20 protein-coding genes and 1 tRNA gene are annotated in these 22,738 nt (G+C 38.7%); 7 read left to right on the forward strand and 14 right to left on the reverse strand.

What is annotated here, in order from left to right:
• Position 1: 1 nt before the first annotated feature.
• Positions 2-577: a thymidine kinase gene (locus ACSHXM_RS07975; RefSeq protein WP_435688223.1), complete on the forward strand. Its 576-nt coding sequence runs from the start codon at positions 2-4 to the stop codon at positions 575-577.
• A gap of 70 nt (positions 578-647) precedes the next feature.
• On the opposite strand, the gene ilvN is transcribed toward ACSHXM_RS07975, so the two are convergent.
• From ilvN to ACSHXM_RS08010, 7 genes are all read right to left on the reverse strand, one after another.
• Positions 648-1,145, reverse strand: coding sequence for an acetolactate synthase small subunit (gene ilvN / locus ACSHXM_RS07980; protein WP_435688224.1), 498 nt, complete (start codon positions 1,143-1,145; stop codon positions 648-650).
• Positions 1,145-2,863, reverse strand: coding sequence for an acetolactate synthase 3 large subunit (locus ACSHXM_RS07985; RefSeq protein WP_435688225.1), 1,719 nt, complete (start codon positions 2,861-2,863; stop codon positions 1,145-1,147). Before ACSHXM_RS07985 ends, ilvN begins: the two co-directional genes overlap by 1 nt.
• 215 nt (positions 2,864-3,078) lie before the next feature.
• Entirely contained in the window at positions 3,079-3,450 is a 372-nt protein-coding gene (gene maoP, locus ACSHXM_RS07990) for a DUF413 domain-containing protein (RefSeq protein WP_435688226.1), read from the reverse strand.
• A 153-nt stretch (positions 3,451-3,603) separates the two neighbouring features.
• The gene (locus tag ACSHXM_RS07995; protein ID WP_435688227.1) at positions 3,604-4,107 is read right to left on the reverse strand and encodes a DUF4442 domain-containing protein; all 504 of its coding nucleotides are present in this window, start codon (positions 4,105-4,107) and stop codon (positions 3,604-3,606) included.
• A 62-nt stretch (positions 4,108-4,169) separates the two neighbouring features.
• Positions 4,170-5,252 carry a DUF917 domain-containing protein gene (locus ACSHXM_RS08000; RefSeq protein ID WP_435688228.1) on the reverse strand — a complete coding sequence of 361 codons (1,083 nt, stop codon included), beginning with the start codon at positions 5,250-5,252 and terminating at the stop codon, positions 4,170-4,172.
• Between the two features lie 14 nt (positions 5,253-5,266).
• A complete protein-coding gene (locus ACSHXM_RS08005; protein ID WP_435688229.1) occupies positions 5,267-6,826 on the reverse strand; it encodes a hydantoinase/oxoprolinase N-terminal domain-containing protein in 1,560 nt (519 codons plus the stop codon).
• Between the two features lie 14 nt (positions 6,827-6,840).
• Complete coding sequence (locus ACSHXM_RS08010; protein WP_435688230.1) at positions 6,841-8,121, reverse strand: purine-cytosine permease family protein; 1,281 nt, start codon at positions 8,119-8,121, stop codon at positions 6,841-6,843.
• 161 nt (positions 8,122-8,282) lie between these two features.
• On the opposite strand from ACSHXM_RS08010, the gene ACSHXM_RS08015 reads away from it, so the two are divergent.
• The gene (locus ACSHXM_RS08015; protein ID WP_435688231.1) at positions 8,283-8,783 is read left to right on the forward strand and encodes an Lrp/AsnC family transcriptional regulator; all 501 of its coding nucleotides are present in this window, start codon (positions 8,283-8,285) and stop codon (positions 8,781-8,783) included.
• A 23-nt stretch (positions 8,784-8,806) separates the two neighbouring features.
• A complete protein-coding gene (locus ACSHXM_RS08020; protein WP_435688232.1) occupies positions 8,807-10,399 on the forward strand; it encodes a tetratricopeptide repeat-containing sulfotransferase family protein in 1,593 nt (530 codons plus the stop codon).
• Positions 10,400-10,469: 70 nt separating this feature from the next.
• Here ACSHXM_RS08020 and ACSHXM_RS08025 read toward each other — a convergent pair whose 3' ends face one another.
• The 3 genes from ACSHXM_RS08025 to orn all read right to left on the reverse strand — a co-directional run bounded on the left by ACSHXM_RS08025 (position 10,470) and on the right by orn (position 13,926).
• Entirely contained in the window at positions 10,470-12,836 is a 2,367-nt protein-coding gene (locus ACSHXM_RS08025; RefSeq protein WP_435688233.1) for a TonB-dependent receptor, read from the reverse strand.
• Between the two features lie 336 nt (positions 12,837-13,172).
• Positions 13,173-13,247, reverse strand: a tRNA-Gly gene (locus ACSHXM_RS08030).
• Positions 13,248-13,380: 133 nt separating this feature from the next.
• Positions 13,381-13,926, reverse strand: coding sequence for an oligoribonuclease (gene orn, locus ACSHXM_RS08035; RefSeq protein ID WP_435688234.1), 546 nt, complete (start codon positions 13,924-13,926; stop codon positions 13,381-13,383).
• 104 nt (positions 13,927-14,030) lie between these two features.
• Between orn and rsgA the strand changes: the two genes are divergently transcribed.
• The 4 genes from rsgA (at position 14,031) to ACSHXM_RS08055 (ending at position 17,665) form a co-directional block, all read left to right on the forward strand.
• Complete coding sequence (gene rsgA, locus ACSHXM_RS08040) at positions 14,031-15,065, forward strand: small ribosomal subunit biogenesis GTPase RsgA (protein WP_435688235.1); 1,035 nt, start codon at positions 14,031-14,033, stop codon at positions 15,063-15,065.
• A gap of 144 nt (positions 15,066-15,209) precedes the next feature.
• A complete protein-coding gene (gene asd / locus ACSHXM_RS08045; protein ID WP_435688236.1) occupies positions 15,210-16,070 on the forward strand; it encodes an archaetidylserine decarboxylase in 861 nt (286 codons plus the stop codon).
• 4 nt (positions 16,071-16,074) lie between these two features.
• Complete coding sequence (locus ACSHXM_RS08050) at positions 16,075-16,941, forward strand: DMT family transporter (RefSeq protein ID WP_435688237.1); 867 nt, start codon at positions 16,075-16,077, stop codon at positions 16,939-16,941.
• 25 nt (positions 16,942-16,966) lie between these two features.
• Entirely contained in the window at positions 16,967-17,665 is a 699-nt protein-coding gene (locus ACSHXM_RS08055; protein ID WP_435688238.1) for a glycerophosphodiester phosphodiesterase, read from the forward strand.
• A gap of 8 nt (positions 17,666-17,673) precedes the next feature.
• Here ACSHXM_RS08055 and ACSHXM_RS08060 read toward each other — a convergent pair whose 3' ends face one another.
• From ACSHXM_RS08060 to ACSHXM_RS08075, 4 genes are all read right to left on the reverse strand, one after another.
• Positions 17,674-19,974: a methyl-accepting chemotaxis protein gene (locus tag ACSHXM_RS08060; protein WP_435688239.1), complete on the reverse strand. Its 2,301-nt coding sequence runs from the start codon at positions 19,972-19,974 to the stop codon at positions 17,674-17,676.
• A 497-nt stretch (positions 19,975-20,471) separates the two neighbouring features.
• Positions 20,472-20,879 (reverse strand): MerC domain-containing protein, encoded by a 408-nt coding sequence (locus ACSHXM_RS08065; protein WP_435688240.1) that lies wholly within the window; start codon positions 20,877-20,879, stop codon positions 20,472-20,474.
• Positions 20,880-20,976: 97 nt separating this feature from the next.
• Positions 20,977-21,906 carry a DUF808 domain-containing protein gene (locus ACSHXM_RS08070; protein WP_435688241.1) on the reverse strand — a complete coding sequence of 310 codons (930 nt, stop codon included), beginning with the start codon at positions 21,904-21,906 and terminating at the stop codon, positions 20,977-20,979.
• Between the two features lie 9 nt (positions 21,907-21,915).
• The gene (locus ACSHXM_RS08075) at positions 21,916-22,674 is read right to left on the reverse strand and encodes a divergent polysaccharide deacetylase family protein (protein ID WP_435688242.1); all 759 of its coding nucleotides are present in this window, start codon (positions 22,672-22,674) and stop codon (positions 21,916-21,918) included.
• Between the last annotated feature and the right edge of the window lie 64 nt (positions 22,675-22,738).

Consider the following 22,738-nt stretch of genomic DNA (forward strand, 5'->3'; position numbering starts at 1 on the left):
CATGGCGCAACTCTATTTTTATTATTCGGCAATGAATGCCGGAAAGTCCACTTCCTTATTACAATCAGCCTATAATTATGCAGAAAGAGGCATGCGTGCAGAAATATTTACCGCTGCATTAGATAATAGATACGGTGAAGGAAAAGTTGCTTCACGAATTGGCCTAGAGGCTAAAGCTCACTTATTCACACCTCAAACTGACCTGCTATCAGTAATTAAACAATTGGTTATCAAACAAAATATCGACTGCTTATTTATTGATGAAGCACAATTTCTTACAAAACAGCAAGTTCAACAATTAGTGCACGTAGTCGACGATCTCAATATTCCCATCTTAGCTTACGGTTTACGTACCGACTTTTTAGGTGAAACCTTTGAAGGCAGCCGTTATTTAATGGCTTGGGCGGATAAATTAGTGGAGCTAAAAACAATTTGCCACTGTGGCAGAAAGGCCACATTTGTAGTTAGGATAGATGAAAATGGTCAGGCAGCAAAAGAAGGTGAACAAGTTGAAGTAGGTGGAAATGATAGGTACGAATCAATGTGTCGCAAACATTTCAAAGACTTAGTTTGGTAATCACAATGAGTAAACAAGCATAAAAAAAGCCCCGTAGGGCTTTTTAAACATATTAATTTAAACTGTCACATTACAGGCGTAATGCTTTTTCACCTCTAGCTAAACCACAAACTCCAGAGCGTGATACTTCAATAATTTCAGTACTTTGGCTAACTGTATGAGCAAATGCATCTAGTTTATCGCTAGTGCCAGTTATTTGAATGGTATAGTTTGAACTATCCACATCCACAATTTGAGCTCTAAAAATATCTACATTACGTTTTACTTCTGAGCGTACTGACTCTGAACGAGTCGCCACTTTAATCAGCATAAGTTCACGTTCAACGTGAACACCGTCAGACAAATCAATAACCTTAATAACATCAATCAGCTTATTAACTTGTTTTGTGATCTGCTCAATCACTTTGTCATCAGCTTCAGTCACTATGGTTAATCTTGATAAACTTTTATCATCAGTTGGTGCAACGCTTAAAGAGTCTACGTTATATCCACGTTGTGAAAACACTCCCACTAAACGAGATAATGCACCTGGTTCGTTTTCCATTAATACCGATAATATTCTTCTCATTAGGTACGCTCCGTCTTACTTAAACGCATATCGTCCATCGCACCGTATTTAATTTGCATTGGGTACACATGTTCATTTTGATCCACTCGAATATCCATAAATACCAAGCGATCTTTTTCTGCAAAACAACGCTTCATCGCGTCATCTAACTCTTCAGGCTTATCAACTCGAATACCAATATGACCGTAAGCTTCTGTAAGTTTTACAAAGTCAGGTAAGGAATCCATATAAGAATGTGAGTGGCGACCTTTATAAATCATGTCTTGCCACTGACGCACCATACCTAAAGCTCGGTTATTAATTGAAATAATCTTCACAGGAATATTATATTGTAAGCAGGTCGCTAACTCTTGAATATTCATTTGGATACTACCGTCACCTGTTACACAAGCTACGGTTGCTTCAGGATGCGCCATTTGAACACCCATAGCAGCAGGGAAACCAAATCCCATGGTGCCAGCACCACCAGAATTGATCCAACGTCTAGGTTTAGCAAACGGATAATATAACGCTGCAAACATCTGATGCTGACCTACATCCGAGGTCACATAAGCGTCACCATTGGTATGTTTGTACAAAGACTCCACCACTTGTTGTGGTTTTATCTGATCATTATCTAATTTATATTCTAAACATTTAGTGGCACGCCATTGGTTAACTTGTTCCCACCAATGAGCCAAATTCTCTTTCTGAGCAGACTTATCAAAATCTTTTAGTCTATCGAAAAACTGCTCTAAAACAGTTTCAATCGATCCCACAACAGGAATATGTGCACTGACTGTTTTTGAAATTGAAGTAGGGTCGATATCTACATGTACAATAGTGGCATTTGGACAAAACTTGGCGACATTGTTAGTCACTCGGTCGTCAAACCTTGCACCTAAAGCAATAATACAATCTGCGTTATGCATGGTTTTATTTGCTTCAAATGTACCATGCATACCTAACATGCCAACAAATTGCTCATGAGTACCAGATACGGCGCCTAGCCCCATAAGTGTAGAGGTTACTGGGCAACCTAATAATTCCGCGAAACGAGTCACTTCCTCGCTAGACTCACTCGCTACCACTCCACCACCTATATATAAAACAGGCTGTTTAGCAGCTTTGATTGTATCGATAGCTTTCTTGATTTGTTTGTTATGACCTTTCAGCGTTGGATTATACGAACGCATTTGAATATTTTCAGGGAACACATATGGGTGTTCTTCTAAAGGATTAACAATATCTTTAGGTAAATCAATCACCACGGGACCAGGACGCCCCGTATTTGCAATGTGATAAGCCTTTGCGATGGCTTCAGGAATATCTACCGCTCTCTTTACCAAAAAACTATGTTTAACAATCGGACGTGAACAACCAATCATATCTGTTTCTTGGAAAGCATCTTCCCCAATATGCATGGTAGGTACTTGTCCAGACAGAACAACCATTGGAACTGAGTCCATGTAAGCAGTAGCAATACCAGTAATAGTATTCGTTGCGCCAGGACCAGAGGTCACAAGCACTGTACCAGTGTTACCAGTCGAACGGGCATAACCATCTGCCATATGGGCAGCAGCTTGCTCGTGTCTTACTAAAATATGCTCTACGTCATCTTGAACGTATAATGCATCATATATATCTAAAACAGATCCACCGGGATAGCCGAATACATGTTTTACGCCTACATCTTTTAACGCTCGCACAACCATTGCGGCGCCTGACATCATTTCCATTAGAAATTCTCCAGAAATTGGTGATTATTAAGTCAATGGCGGCACTATACTTGAGGGATTAGAAAGATTAAACAGTAAAACACAAAAAAGCGAGACATATATCCTAACACAGTGAAATATTAGGATAAACATACTAATTAAGCTTTAATTATACGAACAAATTAGGATATTTTACATGGTATTAACATAAAACAACTTTATAAAAACCAATCAACTTACTCGTCGTCTAATTCAATTTCAATATCGTTATCTTCGTCAACAATATCTTCATCTTCTAGACTCGTATTATGAGTGCCGTAAATATTTCCCAATTTTGGCCTATTGATACGTTTTTGATATTTTACCCAAGCTTTTTCAGTTGGGGTTTGAGGCTCTTTTTTCGCGAATGCTGCAGCGAGTAGTTCATTATCTTCTATTGTTTCTGGAGCAATAAGCCCGTCTACTAATGCAGCAATCAAACAACCAGATTGCACTAACGCTTTACTTTCATTAATCGAAAAATCCCCAGAACGGGAAAAACCATAAGGGTAATTTTTAGGATCGGCAAACATTTGACTAAGCAAAGTGTCTCTATTAAGTTTCGCCATAGTTTTTCTCTCAATAGCAAATATACAACACAAGGTTACTGAGCTAGCTAAGAAAATTAGCGCTCTAACATGTTTTATAAACCAAATTTGAGAACTTTCAATAGTGTTTGTATGAAACTTTTATTATTTTTCAAAACTAACTAAAGGTCTTAGTTATCGGCGCTTTTCTACCCACGCCCAAATCATTTCGCATACAACGGGTTCAATCCCTGTTGAATCAGTGACTTTTACAGCTACATTAACCTCTCCCTTTTCAGTAGTCTGCATTAATTCAATTTGTTTATCGGTCAAACTTGCCACTGCAGTCATATCCCCAGTAGCACGCTTAATGTATTGCAAATCCATACGTTTAATTAATGGTAATTTGTCACCAGGTAAATTAATCCCCACTATAAATCCAGTGCATGACTCTGCTAACAAAGCCGTCGCAGCAGCATGTACACTTCCTATATGGTTTTGGGCTTTTCGATAGTTTTTTTGTCGATAGGTCACGGATTTACAATCCGTGTGCAGCATTTCAATGCCAGTGGTGCCGGCCAACTTTACTTTGAAACGAAAAACTTTAGTGATTAACCAAGAGCTTAACCATGCTGGCCGGCGATTAGCAAAATCGACAAAGTTACGTAATGGGTTGGATTGAGGTTTTAATTGAGACATACACACTCCTGGTTAGACCAGTTGATTGTGCATTTAAAACTCAATTCATGCAACTCAAATACTTAGGCTTTAAGCGGAATATAATCAAAATCAAAGCCAAAACATCGAGGAGAAACCACTTTGAGTGATTCTGGTGTAGCAAAGAACTCTGGACAACCTATAGCAAATACACCAACTCGTTGACCATATTGTAAACGCTCTGCATTGATTGGTTGTGATGTCTCATACTCAACGATAACAATTAGATCAGGCACACTTGCAATAACCTGCTCTCCAATTCTTGCCACTAAGTATTCGTTTTTGATGTTCACGGTTAATGCATCTTGTGAATTATCAAAAGCTTCGATTCTTGCTTCACCCACATCAAAACCATCAATGACCGATGATTTATTGTCTGTGACCTTCCCTGTATACAACAAGCGGCATGCACCATACACAGAACTCTTAAATAACGCTTGTAGAGGATCGAGTAAAGACTCCGCACAGCCTCGATTTTTACGTAATAATCTACCTAGCTGAATGGAAAAGCTAACCGTGCCTTCAACAATGGCTGACTTGAGAAACGCTCCTGTCATAGGATGTTCTGCCGTTAGCAACATACCACCTGATGCTTGGGTTAACGCCCGTATGTGCCGCTCATAAGTATGGGTATCTTTGGCTGAGTAAGAAGTAATATTTCCGGCGTAATCTAATGATACCGCGGGTGTGGGACAGGCGCCTTGGATGGCATATGTCATCATCTGAGCTTCAGGAAGCGCTCGTCCCATACCATCGCCGTCGACAACAGGAATTCCTTTTGCGGCTGCCGCCATAATAGGTACAAGTGAATTAGCTCCGCCAATTTCAAAGGAAATAACCGCATCTACAGACTTTCCGGTTAGCTCTTCATAAGCGTTCAACACATCCAGATTGTCATCCATTGAGGGTAATAATTCGAGCCCAACTGTTGGCGCCCCAACGCCTCCAATTGTAATCACATGTGCATCGTCTTCGAGCTCCTGCACTTTAATTAACTCAACGGGTCCGTACTTTTTTAACACCTCTGAAGTCAGTAGCTGGGGAATATATGGATCACCACCACCACCCGTTGCCAAGAATACTGCGCCTAATGCCAAATCGTCTAACAGGGTTTCGTCAAAAAACATAAAAGCTCCTTTGCTTAAGACTGAGTAAGGTTACATAGCGCAGCGACATCGCCCATCACCTTTATTCTAACTTTAGTGCTGGCACCATCCATGTACGGAATGGCAGTTTCCTCAATTTCGGCAACTTTTACAGAACTAGGCTCAGCGCCAGCTCTGACTGCATTTCTTGTTGCCTCTTCAGTGACAAGGGTTATAGCTTGCTCGCGAGTCATAGTTTGGTATGACAACATCCTTTCACTCTCTCCACTGATCTGGGCGATAGATGCCCCAATCGCGTTTGCGACCTCTGCATGTTTTGGTCTGATTACTTTAGAGGCCGAAGCTAGTTCACCGCTGACCAATACACTGCCGCCTCCAACTAAAATAACAGGCATAGGTTCACTACTTAGTTTCATCATATCGATTCCAAGATCTAACATAGACTTCATTGTTGCCTTTGCTTTTTTAATGACCTGTTTATCGATATTAGCCACAGCTTGGTTATTCCCTACTTCTGCGTCGCCGGCAGCAACCACTATATCTGTCGCGGTAAGCGTATCACCGCCAAAAACAAGGCCTTCAGTGACAAGTTTATGCCCTACAGATTTTGGGCCAATTTCAACTCCATCAGCTGAAACAATACTGCCTCCGCCTAAACCTAAAGCTTTGATATCAGGCATACGAAAATTTGTTCTTACGCCACCTACGTCAACAATAGCGCTGGACTCCCGAGGGAAACCATTTTGTAACACCCCAATATCGGAAGTAGTGCCACCAATATCCACAACAATAGCGTCTTGCATTCCCGTCAATTTACTCGCACCGCGTAAAGAGTTAGTTGGTCCTGATGCAAAAGTCAGTGCCGGAAATTGTTTAACAAATTCGACATTCATTAAGGTGCCATCATTCTGACTGACAAACACTGGGCACTGTATTCCTAATTGCTGAATAGCTGATTCAAAAGCCTGCACCACTTTGCCTGCAAAAGGTAATAAAGAGGTATTTAAGATGGCGGCATTTTCTCGTTCTAATAAACCAATGCGGCCAATTTTATGAGATAGAGTAATATTGGCATTTGGGATTGCATCTAATATTTTCTGCGCTACAAGTAGCTCAGGCTCTGGATTCATTGGAGAAAAAACCGAAGATATAGCCACATTCTGCAGACCTTTTTTTATCAAATCTTGTATGACAAAATTAATCTCGTCATCGTCTAATTCTGCCACCGGCCAATTGTCATAAAGGTAACCGCCCTTGAGCATATATTTATGATTACCCAGAATAGTCACCAAATCTGATGGCCAATCTGTCATTGGCGGTAACCCCTTTCCAGAAGGTAGCCCAAGTCTTATAGCCGCGACCTGTGATAGTTCTCTTCTTTCAACCACAGCATTGGTAAACTGGGTTGTTCCAATCATAATTGCTTCTATTTGCTGGTCGGTAACACCACTATCTTTTAATAAACTATTTAAAGAATTTAATATACCGGTTACCACATCGGCTGTTGTTAAGGCTTTTATGGTAGCTAAAATTTCGTCGCCATTAATCAAAACAGCATCCGTATGCGTGCCGCCCACATCAATTCCGATACGCATAGTAAACTCCTAAATTAAAGATTAGACCCAACGTTTTTTGGAAAAAGTTTTGCTAATATCCCATACAATAAACCTGTGACTATTACTGCATCTAAAGCAGTAATACTGGTTATTGAAGGAATAACAGAAGAATTGTCAAATACCGCAATACCTGAACCCACCAGCCATGCAACAAAAGCCGGCAAACTGAATTGAATATTTTTAGAAAGATTACTCACAGTGTATGCGTGTTTTTTTATAACCAGAAAATCAACAATAATCACCCCTGCGACAGGGATAAATATGGCACTTAAGAAAACCAAGAATGTAATGAAAAAATCTAAAATGTTAAAAAAGGCAGCGATGACACCAATCAAGCCAAATAAACAGATATAAAGGTTTCCTTTAACTTTTGGGAACGTCGCTTCTACGCTTAACATAGTGCTATATAAATTAAGTGAATTTAAAACCCAACTACCGGCAATAACAATGGTAAAGGCAGCAAACCCCAAACCTAACCCTAACATTAAACTCAGTATTTCAGTTTCTCCAGAAGCGGCAGCAGCAAAGCCTGCCACGACCAACACAATTAACTCCACCACCATATAGGACCAAAATGCTGTGTAAGCCCCACCACGCCAATGCCGACTAAAACGGGTGATATCAGGCAAAATAATTGCACCAATTATAATGCCACCAACAATGGCACCAACCCCGTCACTTAAACTTAAAGTTACGCCTTTTTGCACATTCCAATAATCAACAAAATCTAGCTGACTTGAAGCGGCCCAATACATGACTCCTGTGACTATCGCTAATATGGGTACCATAATTGAAGCGATAACATTAATAGCCTTAAAACCAAAAATGGTAGTCGTTACCATACAAATACCAGCCGCCACTTCAATCATCCAATGAGGAATAGACATGGCAAAACTATCTTCAATCAGTCGACTAACTGCACTAGCAAACAAATCAATATTGACACCAAACCAACCAATCAAAGACAAAGCAAAAGCAATGTTAACCACTCCCGCACCTTTATCGCCAAAAGCGATTCGTACGAGTAGATATGAGCTCATACGAGTTTTAGCCCCTATTGCACCCATAGTCGCGCCAATGAGTGTAAGTAACAAAGAACCAATTAAAATAGCCATAAGCGTATCTGGAACAGACAAGCCTTGATATACCTCGAGGCCGCTTATAAAAGTAGGTAATGAGAAAGCAACCATGGCAGAAACGGCTGCAACTCTAGGCCAAGGCAACAATTGTTCTTTTGCTATGGGTTCAGCAGAATATTCACTTTGACTACTCAAGTTCACTATCCTTTTCTAACGTTTATCTATCATGACTTAATAGTAAAACAACCCAGAAAAAATATTCTTTCTAATTAATATCTTTAATAAAAAGAATGTCTTTATTTGGGCAACTATATCAAAATAGTATTTTTGTAATTAACAGGCGTACTGTGGCAAACATGAAAAATAAAAAGATCGTCAAGTTAGATACAATCAATAAAAAAATCATCATGACCTTACATAAACAAGCTGACCTATCCAATCAAGAATTAGCCGAAAAAATAGCGCTATCACCCAGCGCTTGTTTTCAAAGAACTAAAGCCTTAAAAGAAGCAGGTTACTTTGTAAACTCTCAGTCAGAAATGGACTTAGATCGTATTTGTGAACATGTATTAGCCTACGTTGAATTTAAGCTAATTAACAATACTGCACACGGACGCAAGGCGTTCGAAAAAGAAATCAATCAAATCCCCGAAATCATGGACTGTTTAAGAGTTGCTTCAGATATGGATTACATTTCTTTTACTTGTTTTCCAGATGTCAAAGCACTTAATGATTGTTGTAATGACCTAGGCAAAAATCCCAATTTAGGCATAAAAGACATAAAAACTCGGGTAATATTAGAACGAGCAAAATGGTATCTGGGTTACCCACTTGAAAAGCTCAAGTGGATTGAATAATTATTTATTAAGCGGAGAGCACTTTGCCTTCAGAACACATCAAAAAATTACATATTGCCGCTCAACAGCATATCAATCGAGGCCAGCTAAAGCCTGCGCACCAAGCTTGTGTTCAAATATTAAAAATCCAACCTAAACATGCAGATGCTCATTTTTTGTTAGGAATGATTGCTTTAAACATGCAACAAATGACCAAAGCCATTGAGCTAATTCGTTTCGCTATTAACCAATCGCCCAACAATCCAGAGTATTACGCATTCCACGCTAGAGCTTTGTCATTAGTCAATCGATATCCAGAAGCAGAAAGTGCGGTACAAGAAGCATTAAAATTGGGTACAGACAATCCTATGGTGAATGACACGCTGGCTGTCGTATTGAGCCGTTTAGGTGAGCATAAAAAAGCAGTGCCATTATTTAATAAAGCAATTAAACAACAACCAAACAATCCAAGTTTCTATTACAACCTTGCTGCTTCCTTAAAATTTACCGGCGAGTTTGAACAAGCTCAAGCCGCATATGAAAAGGTTATTGAACTTAAACCCAATTATTACCAAGCTCATTCAGCTCTAGCCGAATTACAAGTGGCCACCAAAGAACAAAACAACCTAGTTCGATTGAAAGCTGAACTAGACAAAGTTGCCAATAATGTCGATGGGAAATTGCATTTATGCCATGCCATGGCCAAAGAGTTCGAGTGTTTGCATGAATATAACCAAGCCTTACATATTTTAAAGCGCGGTAACGCAGCAAAGAAAAACCAACTTGGCTATGACATTGAACAAGATAAAATGTTGTTTACTGCAATGAAGCAATTATTCGATCATGAGTTTGCCGCTCAGCAAGTTAGTGATTGTCAATCCACACAACCTATTTTTGTATTAGGCATGCCAAGATCTGGCACAACTTTAGTTGATCGTATTCTATCGAGTCATTCCAACGTTATATCAGTGGGCGAATCTCAAAACTTTGGTGTCGAGTTAAAAAAGCTGGCAAAAACGCCTTCCAGACAGGTATTAGATCTAGAGACCATACAGGCCACTAAAAATATCGATTTCACTGAGCTGAGCAAACGATATCTTAAAAGTACTCAACCTACTCCATCAACTAACGCCAGCCAAACATCACATTTTGTTGATAAAATGCCACTCAATTTTTTGTATATCGGCTTAATTAAAAAAGCCCTACCCAATGCCAAAATAATAATCTTAGATCGACACCCAATGGACGTCTGCCTAAGCAATTTTAGAACATTATTTGCCGTCAATTTTTCATATTACAATTATGCCTATGACCTAAAAGATTCTGGGCAGTATTTTGCCTTGTTCAAAGATTTGATGAAATTTTGGCAATCAATCTATGGCGATAGTTTATTAGAGGTTTCCTACGAAAAACTGGTTGAAAAACCTGAACAAGAAATTAGAAAGATACTCAGTTATTGTAATTTAGATTGGCAAGAAAGCTGTTTAAACTTTCACGAAAACCCAGCTTCAGTTTCTACTGCGAGTAGCGTGCAAGTCAGGCAACCGATGAACTCAAAATCCATTGGTCGCTGGCAAAAGTACGGAAATGAACTCGATGAACTTCAACAATATTTAACTGAAGTAGGCTTAATGTAATATTAACTTTATGAACTTTAGACACTAAAAAGGGGCTATTAAGCCCCTTTTTTCTGCGAGAAAATGGTAATTAGTCACCAAAATTATAAGTGAATTCTACACCTACTGTTCTTGGTTGATTGATGTAACGACCATAAGATCTCACATCAAAGCCATTTACTTTACGAATTTCCTCTCTACCTGATCGAGTAGATGTTACCGCATATTTATCGAATAAATTTTTGGCATATAAAGTGACATCCCATACATCGCCAGAAAGAGTCATAGATAAGTTGTGTAAGGTATAACTAGGTAACTTTTCTCCAAAATCACGTAAGCCTACTCTGGTATATATATCACCTGTGTAGTTCATACCGTAGTTTACCAACAGTGGCATACCATCAAATACTTCAGTGTCGTACGTAATACCGTACGAAAATGAATGCTCCGGAGAACCTGGTAATCTGTCACCAATGAAAGCATCGTCACCGTCAACTAATCCTGGCTCATCTGAGTCCAACTCGGCATTTGTATAGGCATAAGAACCTTGGGTAGATAAACCATTACCTAACAAGGCCTTCATTGACAATTCCAATCCTTGAGACTTAGCTTTACCACCATTTACCGTAATAGAAAGCCCACCATTTTCAGTCACATCAGCTATTTGTATATCAGTCCAATCAATGTAAAAAATTGAACCATTCACAATTAGGGTGTTATTTAACCAAGTGCTATGGATACCCAATTCATAGTTTTTGGTTTCATCTGGAAGAATAGGAACTTCTTCAGGTAAAGCACATAACGCCTGCCCTTGGTTACCAAGATCTTCTGCGGTACATTCCGCTACGGAGTTGACTCCACCAATTCGATAACCTTCACTGGCAGTGAAATATACCAATGCATCATCTGTTAAGTCATAACCAATATTTAACTTGAATAAACTACCATCATCTTTAGCACCATTTGTTACCAAGTTTGGGGCTATTTGATCTGAAGGAGCACCATATAAAGTTTCTAATAGTGGTAAATCAAAACCTTGGGTAACATCTGTTTCATATTCATAGAATCTAGCTCCTAAAGTCACTGACAAAGCATCCGTTACTTCATAACCTATTTCACCAAACAAAGCGCTTTCTTTCAGCACGCCATTAAATACTTCATAATATTCTAGATTGTCAGGACGAGACACACCATAAAACTCAGGAATACCTGGTGTGAATTCTTCACTAGTATTAAAGGCATCTAATTTATTGTAGAAATACCCAACAATCCAAGAAAGTGCATCATCAGATGTAGACACTAAACGAAGTTCTTGTGTAGTCGTTTCATCTTCTTGAATTTCACGAGTAAATGACGTGAACGAAGGAAACGACTCATATCCGTATTCAAAATCTAATAACAAATCCGTTTGGTCACGTTGTCCTAATTCATCATACTTTGAGATCCCAGTCGCAGACACTAATTCAGCAAATCCCAAGTCGTAACTCATTTCTAAACTAATCAAAGAGCTTTTTAAATTATTTGGTTCTTCAACACGTAAACCTGACTCGTAAGGCCCAGTGTTAAAAGACTCTTGATGAACTAAACTACGACCTTCGATATCTTGATCTTGATAGTAGTAATTTAGGTTGGCTTCAAACTCATCGGTAGGAGTCCATCTTAACGAGACGCGAGCACTATCTGTACTTTCACCATTCGCATCTTTCAAATATTTTAAATTTTGGTCGTATTCGCCTGCAGGTGGCTGAGGATTTGACACACCAATTTCTTGCACTACATAAGCGTAATCAATAAAACCGGGATCTTTTAAATGTTGGTAACTAGCTCGCAATGCCAATACATCATCAATTAAAGGCACATTTATTAAGCCACCAAATGTACTACCAATAGAATCACTTTGAGCAGTGTCATTAATGTCTCCGTATACACTCCCTTCAAAAATATCCATTTCTGCTTTTTTAGGTATGTAACGAATAGCCCCCCCTAATGTGCCTGCGCCGTATAAGGTTCCTTGTGGCCCCATCAATACTTCTACACGATCGACATCAGTTAACTTCATGTCTAGGTATAAAGGTATTTCACCTAGGTAAGTTGCAACCGTTCCACCACCGTCATTAGTAGCAGTAGGCCCCAAAGAATCAGTATTTAAACCCCGTACAATAATGGTATTACTATTTCGTCCACCTTGATCAACTATAGTCAATCCAGGCACCCACTTTGCGATATCCACTAAACTTTCTACTCGGTCTCGTTCAAGTTGAGTGGCGCTTAAAGCTGTTATATTTACGGGTACATCCTGTACATCATTAACTCGACGGGTCCCTGTCACAATGATTTGTTCAAATTCTTCAACATTACTTTGCGACTCTTGAGCATTGGCTGACGTTTGTAAAACAAACGTTGAAGACATAGCTAAAGCAATGGCCGAATATTTAAATAAGTTTTTTTGTGTATTCATGTGTGTTCCCAGAAAATCGGTACAACTATATTAAAAAAATGTGTAGTGCAGATTCTATGCCTAAAGCATTCAGATTTCCCTACAAAAAATACTTCAAATTGTAACCAAAATGCATGTTTAGCTATTTATTATGCAACCAATTGTAAATACACAAAGAGAGGCTTTGGTTTCTGTTCAGAACCATGCTTTAAAATTTTAATGTATATCAACTGGTTAACTGGGAATGCCCGATAATGGACATAGGTATCCTTTACTTGGTGCACACAAGAGACGAATAAATATTCAGTTTTAAATTAATTAAAAAAAATTTGGAGTTTATACAAAGAAGATAAATATTGGAGCGGGAAACGAGATTCGAACTCGCGACCCCAACCTTGGCAAGGTTGTGCTCTACCACTGAGCTATTCCCGCAACAAATTTACTAAACGTCTTAAACTAGAGATGCCTAAAACGGAGGCGCATTTTACAAAAAATTATATTTGATGCAAGTAATAAATAGTCTTTTTTAAAATTTTATTTAAATTTGCCTAATCTCTAAACAAATTTAAATGGTAAACACATGTTCACGGTAATAAACCATTTCAGCGATAGACTCTCGAATATCATCCAATGCCAAATGCACACCCTTTTTATGAAAGCCTTCTAATAATTCAGGTTTCCAGCGCCGAACTAATTCTTTTACCGTACTCACATCGATATTTCGATAGTGAAAGTATTGTTCCAACTCAGCCATGTACTTAACTAAAAATCGACGATCTTGGCCTATGGTGTTGCCGCAAAGTGGAGACACACCTTTAGGTACATACAATTCTAAAAATTGAATAGTTTGCTGAACTGCTTGCTCTTCACTCACTGTACTTGCTCGACAACGAGCTGTTAATCCAGATTTGCCATGTACGTCGATGCACCATTGACTCATGTTATCTAATATCTGATCACTTTGATGGATGGCCAAGACAGGCCCTTCGGCTATGACATTTAAATTTTTGTCAGTAACGATAGTCGCAATTTCCAAGACAACGTCAGTTTCTGGCTCTAGCCCGGTCATTTCCATGTCAATCCAAACTAAGTTTTCATTGTCTATAGACATTGTGGCTCCTACGGCGCGATAAAAAGAATTGCTAATACTATTTGGTATAAAACGTTTCAAACGTTAACATGATACTCGAAACTCAACGGGCACTATATATAAACGTGGCAAAAAAACCAAAACTTACCAAAAAACAGAAAAGACAAGTCTCTGTTAATCGCTCAAAACGCCTTGCTAAAAGTTCTGATCAAAGCGAAATGGAAGATAACCAATTTGAAGAACAACAAGTTGGCCGAGTTATTGGTAGATTCGGTAAACATGCCGATGTTGAAGATCAACAAGGCATAGTTCATAGATGCCATATGCGCCGAACTATCACGAGTGTCGTTTGTGGAGACCAAGTGTTGTTTCGTCCTGGCAAGGACTTATCACTCAGCATTAGTGGCATTATTGAAGCGGTTGAAGATAGAAAGTCAGTACTAACACGTCCTGATTTTTATGATGGTGTCAAACCTGTTGCCGCCAATATCGATCAAATAATCATTGTGAGTTCTGTATTACCTAGTTTGTCTTTAAACATCATAGATCGTTATTTAGTTGCCTCGGAAGACGTCGAGATAACACCCGTTATCCTATTAAACAAAGTTGAGATGTTAACTTCAGAGGAACGTGCTGAAGTAGAAACGCAACTTAATGTTTATCGTGATATTGGTTATCAAATTGTATATACCAGCTGTAAAACACTCACAGGTGTAGAACAACTAGCTGCCTGTTTAAAAGACAAAGTTAGCGTTTTCGTTGGTCAATCTGGCGTAGGGAAATCGAGTTTAATTAATGTACTGCTTCCTGATGCAGACGAAGTTATAGGTGATATTTCAGATAATTCGGGACTTGGACAACATACCACTACCACTGCCAAGTTATTACATTTTCCTGCTGGCGGAGACTTAATTGATTCACCTGGAGTACGTGAGTTCGCTCTTTGGCATTTACCAACTGAAAGATTAACCAATGGTTTTATTGAATTTAGAGACTATTTGGGTGGCTGTAAATTTAGAGACTGTAAACACCAAAACGATCCTGGTTGTGTACTAAAAGAAGCGGTAGAAAAAGGAAAAGTTAGCCAGCAACGATACCAAAGTTATCATAAAATATTGTCTAATATGGATGAATTACGGCCTTCACACGCTAAGCCTTAATCTCGAATCCCCTCTCTTTTACCTAGTAAAATTAAGCCCTATAAATTTAACTACCATATAGCCTATTGAACTTAGCTTAAACCACACAAGCACTATTATTTAGGTACAATTCTTCTCGGTAAAATAGTTTATTAGGACGTCCCCTTGTTAGATTCTTTAAAGATTGCATTGCAATATATCATGCCCAAACACTTATTATCTCGATTAGTAGGTACGCTTGCCGCAGCTGAGTTAGGCGCATTCACCACGGCATTAATTAAACTATTCATAAAACAATATAAAGTTGATATGAGTGAGGCTCTAGACTCAAATCCAGAGTCATATAAGTCTTTTAATGACTTCTTCACTCGTGAACTACGCCCTGACGCAAGAAATATTTGTGCTGATGAAAACCATCTTGCGATCCCCGTAGATGGCGCAGTCAGTCAATTGGGTGACATTAAGCACGATGCAATTTTTCAAGCTAAAGGTCATGACTATAGCTTAACCACCTTATTAGGTGGCAAACCTGAAATAGCCCAACCATTTTTAGATGGTAAGTTTGCAACGATTTATTTATCACCAAAAGATTATCATCGAATTCATATGCCTATTGACGGCCAGTTAACAGACATGATTTATGTGCCTGGCGAACTATTTTCAGTGAGCCCACTGACAGCTGAGCGAGTACCAGGTTTATTTGCCAGAAACGAACGTGTAGTAGCCATCTTTGAAACTAAAGTTGGCAAGTTTGCCATGGTACTAGTTGGAGCCACCATTGTTGCCAGTATAGAAACAACATGGGCTGGTACAGTATCGCCGCCCGCTGGAAAAAATGTTCAACATTGGACTTACCCAACTTCAGGTGACAACTCTGTATTCATTGAAAAAGGCCAAGAAATGGGCAGGTTCAAATTAGGTTCAACCATTGTTGCTTGTTTCGAACCTGATGCAATTGAGTTAGCTGAACTTAGTGCTGGAGACGTAACACGCCTTGGCGACGTTTTTGCAACTGCATTGAAATAAGCTAGTGGATCCTGTTAAGAAAAGCCTAATATCTTTACACTTTACTGTTGTACTGCTAGGTGCCACTGGGCTGTTCTCTAAAATCATTCCATTATCGGCCATCGACATCACGTTTGGTCGTTCGATCATTGCTTGTATAATGTTAGTAGCAATCGTCAAAATAACCGGTCGTAGGTTATCCCTATATAGTGCTAAAGATTATTTGGTTGCACTGATATTGGGTTTATTAATGACAGCCCATTGGGTCACGTATTTTGCAGCCATGCAATATTCTTCGGTGTCTGTTGGTATGATAGCCCTTTTTACCTTTCCCGTAATTACAGTATTACTCGAGCCATTTTTCGAAAAAATACGTTTAGTTTGGCAAGATCTGTTAAGCGCTTTCATTGTATTGTGCGGCATTGCTTTACTCATTCCAGAAATATCGCTAAGTAATGACACTACTTTAGGCATAGTGATCGGTATAGTTTCCGCAATATTGTATGCTTTTCGTAACTTAATTCACCGTAAGCATTTCTCTCACTACTCTGGTGCACACGCAATGGCCTACCAGACATTAGTGATTTTTGTATGTTTGAGCTTTTTTTCTTCAGACCAATTGTATGAAGCTGATCAACACACTTATATTTGGCTTTTTGTGTTAGGCACTATGTTAACCGCCTTTCCACATGCCCTTATCGCCGCAAGTTTACGTCACTTGCGAGCTAAAACCTTCTCCTTAGTAGCCTGCATGCAACCTTTCTGGGGTACTATCATGGCTATTATCATTTTGAATGAAAATCCCAATTGGCAGACATTTTTAGGTGGCATAATGATTGTCTCTGCTGCAATATACGAAACCTATAGCGCTCAAAAATCACACAAAAAATAATTCCTGACAAAGGATAATATTCGTTATGTTAGTTTTCGCCCACAGAGGTGCAAGTGTCGATGCACCAGAAAACACACTACTAGCCATTCAAGAAGCCATTAATCAACGGGCTCATGGTATCGAAATAGATGTTCAACAGGTTGGCAACGAGCTTATTGTTTTTCATGATAGGGTGCTGTCTAGAACCACTAATGGCAGTGGTTTATTAAAAGATCACAATTTAACAGAATTACAAAAATTAGACGCCGGATTAGGTCAAAGAATCCCTACTCTTTGGCAAGTTTTAACACTCATAAACGGTCAGTGTTTACTGAATATTGAAGTGAAAGGAGCTGTTAGCCCAGAGCTATTAGACTCCTATATTCAACGCGCAATCCAGCAACTAAACTTTTCGTTTGAACAATTTATTGTGTCATCTTTTGATCACCACTTTTTAAAAGAGTTTAAAACTTACACTACAGATATTCGAATTGGCGCAATTACAGCGAGTAAACCGCTGCAGTATGCTGAATTTGCTGAAGAGTTAGGCGCCTACTCTGTCAATATCGACATGACGGTCCTGGATAAAGAATTTGTAACGGATGCTAAAAATAGAGGATTAAAAATCATGGTGTATACCGTAGACAACCCTCAAGAATTGCAAAAACTGTTAGCTTGGAAGGTCGATTGCGTATTTTGTAACGCCCCCAAAAATGCCATGAATATAATCAAACGAGTAGAATAGGCCTAAGCCTAAACCACAAACCTATTGGTTTTTTCTTTCAACTCTTTAGCGACATCCGACAGTTCATGGGCAACTTGATTAATATTGGAAGATGCATCGGCTATGTCTTTAGTTTGATTATTGGCCGTGGACACACTGTCACCTATAAAGCCCATAGTTTTAGATTGTTCTTGGCTAGTCGATGAAATTTCCGCATTCATATTGCTAAGCTCTTGAACCGCAAACTTAAGCTCACCTAGCGCATCTCGAACTTCATTTACTAAACTAATGCCTTCATTGGCGGCACTAGAAGCATTATGCATTGATGTGACACTATGCTCTGTAGACTCTGTTAGTTGCTCTATTTTAGCTTGAATGATGACGGTACTTTCTTGTGTTCTTGAGGCCAGTCCTCTCACTTCATCGGCGACCACAGCAAACCCTCGGCCATGTTCACCTGCTCTAGCAGCTTCAATTGCGGCATTAAGGGCCAGCAAATTTGTCTGCTCTGCGATTGAGTTAATTACATTTAGTACGTCGCCTATCTCTTGTACATTTGCCTGCAGAGACAAAATCGCTTGAGTCGAAGATTCAACATCCTCAACTAATCTACGCACCATATCAGCGGCTTGGTGAGCTTTTTCTGAATTGATTGACGCTTTCTCGCTGGCATTACTAGTACCAAGCAGCGCATCTTCCGTTCTTTGGGTTATCGCTTGGATAGACAGCCCAAATGCCTGTACTGAATCCTCTACTTTACTCATTGCATCTTTTTGCCCAAGTAACTGAGTATTGGTTTGTTCGGTAGATACTCCAAGCTGCTCTCCACTAGTGGCAATACGCTCAACGGAATCTTTTACCGTCCCAAACACTCGGTGCAATATATCCATAAAGTTATTAAAACCAACAGATATATTGTCTATTTCTCTCATGTTGTACTCAGGTAATCTAACCGTTAAATCAGCCTCACCTTCCGATAACTCTGAAAACTGATGGGCTAATCGATTAAGAGGTTTAATTAAATACACGGCTAAGAAATAAGCGACCAATAAACTAATTGCGGTCATGATTAACGCTATGACTGTGCCTGACCACCATATGTATTCATCTAATGAATCTGTACTATGAAACGCTTCATCTTCATCAATTTCAGACATGATTGCCCACTCTAAATTGCCTACTTTAATCAAAGAGTAAGAGCTTAAAACAGGTACATTCCGGTAATCTTCAAAAATATTAAAGCCAGTCTGTCCCTTGAATGCAGCGTCAACTCCAACGCTATTCACGGGTTGAAATGCAACAGTGGTGTCATGTTTTAAAATTTGTTTATAAGCTGCTGGATCTAGAGATTTGAACAGGTTTAGATACGCTTGTTTGTCTTCAACAAAAAAACGGCTTTCGTTACGCAGGGTTTTATCTGGCCCTACTAAATAAATCTCACCACTGTCACCAAATCCTGAACTACTCCAATTACCTTTTTGAGTCATGACGTCATTAATCAAACTAATCGGCATTTGAAATATCAGAACGCCAATTAGTTTATTGTTTTGGTATATCGGCGAAGAAATAAATCCGGCTGGACTATTGTATGAAGGGAGATACGGTTGAAAATCTGTAAAATGAAATTCACCGTCTTGTAACTGCTTACCTTGTCGGAAGGCTTTAGCAATACCGGAATCCTTATACGGCCCGCTAATGAGACTAGTAGCAAAGTCCAACTCTTTAAACACACTGTATACAATTTCCCCTGAATTAGGCTCTACTATAAAAATATCGTAGTAACCAAACTCCTTCAAAAACTTACGAATGGTGGGGTGATAACGTTGGTGGGCCGCATCGTATTTTGAATCATCACCTAAGGCTGTTAACGAATCTTTTTCACCCAATGGAAAAGAGTTTAAGGCAATGAACTGGGATTGCATTGCTTGGGCACGAAGAGACAAAGGTTGAAGCAATTCTTGCGTATTGACTGAATCAGTGTTCTTCGAGTTGTAAACAGGTTTGAACTCCGATGAATAATAATTTTCCAAAGCTGTTTTATTCGCTTTATTAGTCGGGTAACGATTAAATCCTTCAATAAACTCTGCCGTTGCTTCTTTAATGGAAATACTGTTAGCCATGACCAAGACTTGTTTAGAAATAGTATCGAAATAAGCGGTAATTTCTGATGAAATAAGAACTCGTTTGGCAGTCAAATCTGACTCATAACGCTTAAGTGTATCTTCATGCATCTGCTCAATGGAAATTCTGGCTACCAAAATAATGGATATGGCGACTATCACTATTGATAGGGTAGACATTACAATCATCAAACGGCTTTTTAAAGACACATTACACTCCACTTAACTAAACAGAATTCAAATAAAACTTTCAGCACGACAAAGCAATAAATACACCAATGCACCAAACAAAATTTATGCTTACCGTGTATACGTTTTAATTAAAAAAAAAGATCAATAACATGGCAAAAAAAAACAACAGAAAATAAGATAAAACCAACAATAACAACAACTTAAAAAAGTATACTTTGTTCGTCGATAGAGCGATTATATATCAAAAAAAGAGGGAATGAGTAAAACTAGACTAAAGTCTAACTAATTTAAAACCTAAACTAGAGTGCAGAAAAAGCGAGTAATAAAAGCAAACACCGATATAGTGCAACTGCTTCAATTTAGGGAAAAAGCTAACAACATAAATATCGTTTTATTTTGTAGAAAGGGATCTAAATTGACATCTTCTATGCCGTTTAAATAGTAGAAAAATTGAGAAATATTAAGGGTGAACAATACTGAGTTTGCTCACTTACTGTTGAGGAAGATATAAAAAACTAAGAAGAGCTAGCGCACTCAGACTCGCAACTTTGGCAACTCTTACATAATTTTAAGTTTGTAAAATGTGCACCAATAATCAAAAACGCGCCAACTGCGATTGTAAAAGGTTCGTATGATTCACCGAAAATATCTTTATTCCAGTATATGAGCCCACCTAACATTAAACTGTACAATGGGTAAATCTGTCTGTGATATCGATAAAAACCAATAAACAAGGCCCAAAATCCAACAATCATGGACATAGATAAAATAGTCTTTTCAAACCATTCTTGAGCAAAGAATAGTGAACCAACAAACGGTAATAAAGGGATTAAAATAGGCAATGATAGGCAATGTAACGCACACAAACCTGAGGCTACTATACCTAGTTTGTCTAAAAACGTTTTATCTTCTTTCTGTTGCATTACTATCGCCTCAACCTAATGGAGCGTTATAGTATAACATTTCAATAAATGATCAAGTATAAACTATGATAATTTCTGCTTATTTGATCAGAATTTATTACTTAACAAATAACTTTTTACCTAATAAAACTAAAGCCAACACGAGTATTCCAGCAATAACCCCAACTAAACCATCCATTAAAACAGGCCCTACTACCGATAAAACAGAAATGGACTCAACACTATGTAAGGCTGGTGAGATTAAATGGTGAATAGCCGGAACACTGTGTACAACTATTCCACCACCCACCAAGAACATAGCAGCAGTACCAACCACGGAAAGGGTCTTCATTAAAAGAGGCGCTATAATTAACAAACCTCTACCAAACGCGCGTTGTACCGTATTAAACGAACCTGAAACAGATTTTCTTAACAAATACAGTCCTGCATCATCCAACTTAACAATACCGGCAACTAAACCATACACGCCAACTGTAATAGCTATAGCTAACATGGATACAACTGTAACTTGGGTCATAAAAGGTTCTGCTTGCACTGTACCCAATATAATCACGACTATTTCTGCAGACAAAATAAAATCGGTTCTAATCGCACCTTTTATTTTTGTTTTTTCTAGCTCCACCAAGTTGACATTTGGATCAGCCACGGCTTGCAATTTTTGACGATGTTCCTCGGCTAGTTCGTCTTTTGAATGTAAAAACTTGTGGGCGAGCTTTTCAACACCTTCAAAACACAAATACAATCCACCTATTACTAATAACACGATAATAAGCCAAGGCAGAAAAGCACTAATTAATAATGCAGACGGAACTAAAATTAATTTATTTAGAAATGACCCTTTTGCTACAGCCCAAACAACCGGTAACTCCCGTTCTGCTCTAACACCCGATACTTGTTCAGCATTCAGTGCTAAATCATCACCCAAAACGCCTGCTGTTTTTTTTGCTGCCACTTTAGACAAAATAGCAACATCATCTAAAAGCGTCGCTATGTCGTCGATCAAAGCTAATAAATTTGCACCTGCCATGTGAACTCCTTAAAGAATCGGTATAGAGGTTTTTTGCTTAGTAACCTGCACTAAGTGTGAAGATTTAGACACCAAATCACTTAACTTTACTAACGATACGCCATGCTCTTTTAGCGTATGCAAATGTTCTTTTAAGTAATTAAGTGTTTGCGAATGTGGATGAGCAATACCCACTGCATGCCCATATTTTTTAGCTAAACGTATTAAACGATGAAATTCTTGTTCAATTTTTTGGGGCTGTAAATCATGGTCAAGAAATACGTTACGTTTAGTATTCAAAATACCTGCTTGGTTAGCAATTTGTTCAGCCTTGCTGTAGCGAGTTGTTCTGCTATCAACAAAAAACAACCCTCTTTTTGAAAGATATTGCATGGTGACAGCCATAGGCATAGACAATTGAGTTAAACGGCTCCCCATATGATTATTGACACCCACCGCATGAGGAACTGTTTTTAATGCGTTTTTTAAGCTTTGCACAATTTCGTCTGGCTTCATACTAGACAGTAACACACCTTCTTCTTGATTCTGCCTACCTAAAGACTCCATAGGCATATGCAGAATCACTTCACGCTCTTGTTCAGCAGCCCGTATAGAAAATACCTGAGATAAACGTTTGTTCGGCAAAATGGCGAAAGTAACTTCAGCGGGGAGGGAAAATGCGGCTTCATCGTTTTTTTTGTTACCCATATCATCAATGATCAAAGAAATCTGCGCAGCATAACTGTGGGTACAAACCAAAAGTAACAGTGGTAAAAAATATAAACGCATCTTTTATTATTATTAGTGCAGTAGCGATAATTTGATTATAAATAGATAGGAGACATTTACTAGG

Origin of the sequence: Paraglaciecola sp. (genome assembly GCF_051252315.1) — a bacterium.
In the GTDB taxonomy this organism is placed as follows: Bacteria; Pseudomonadota; Gammaproteobacteria; order Enterobacterales; family Alteromonadaceae; genus Paraglaciecola.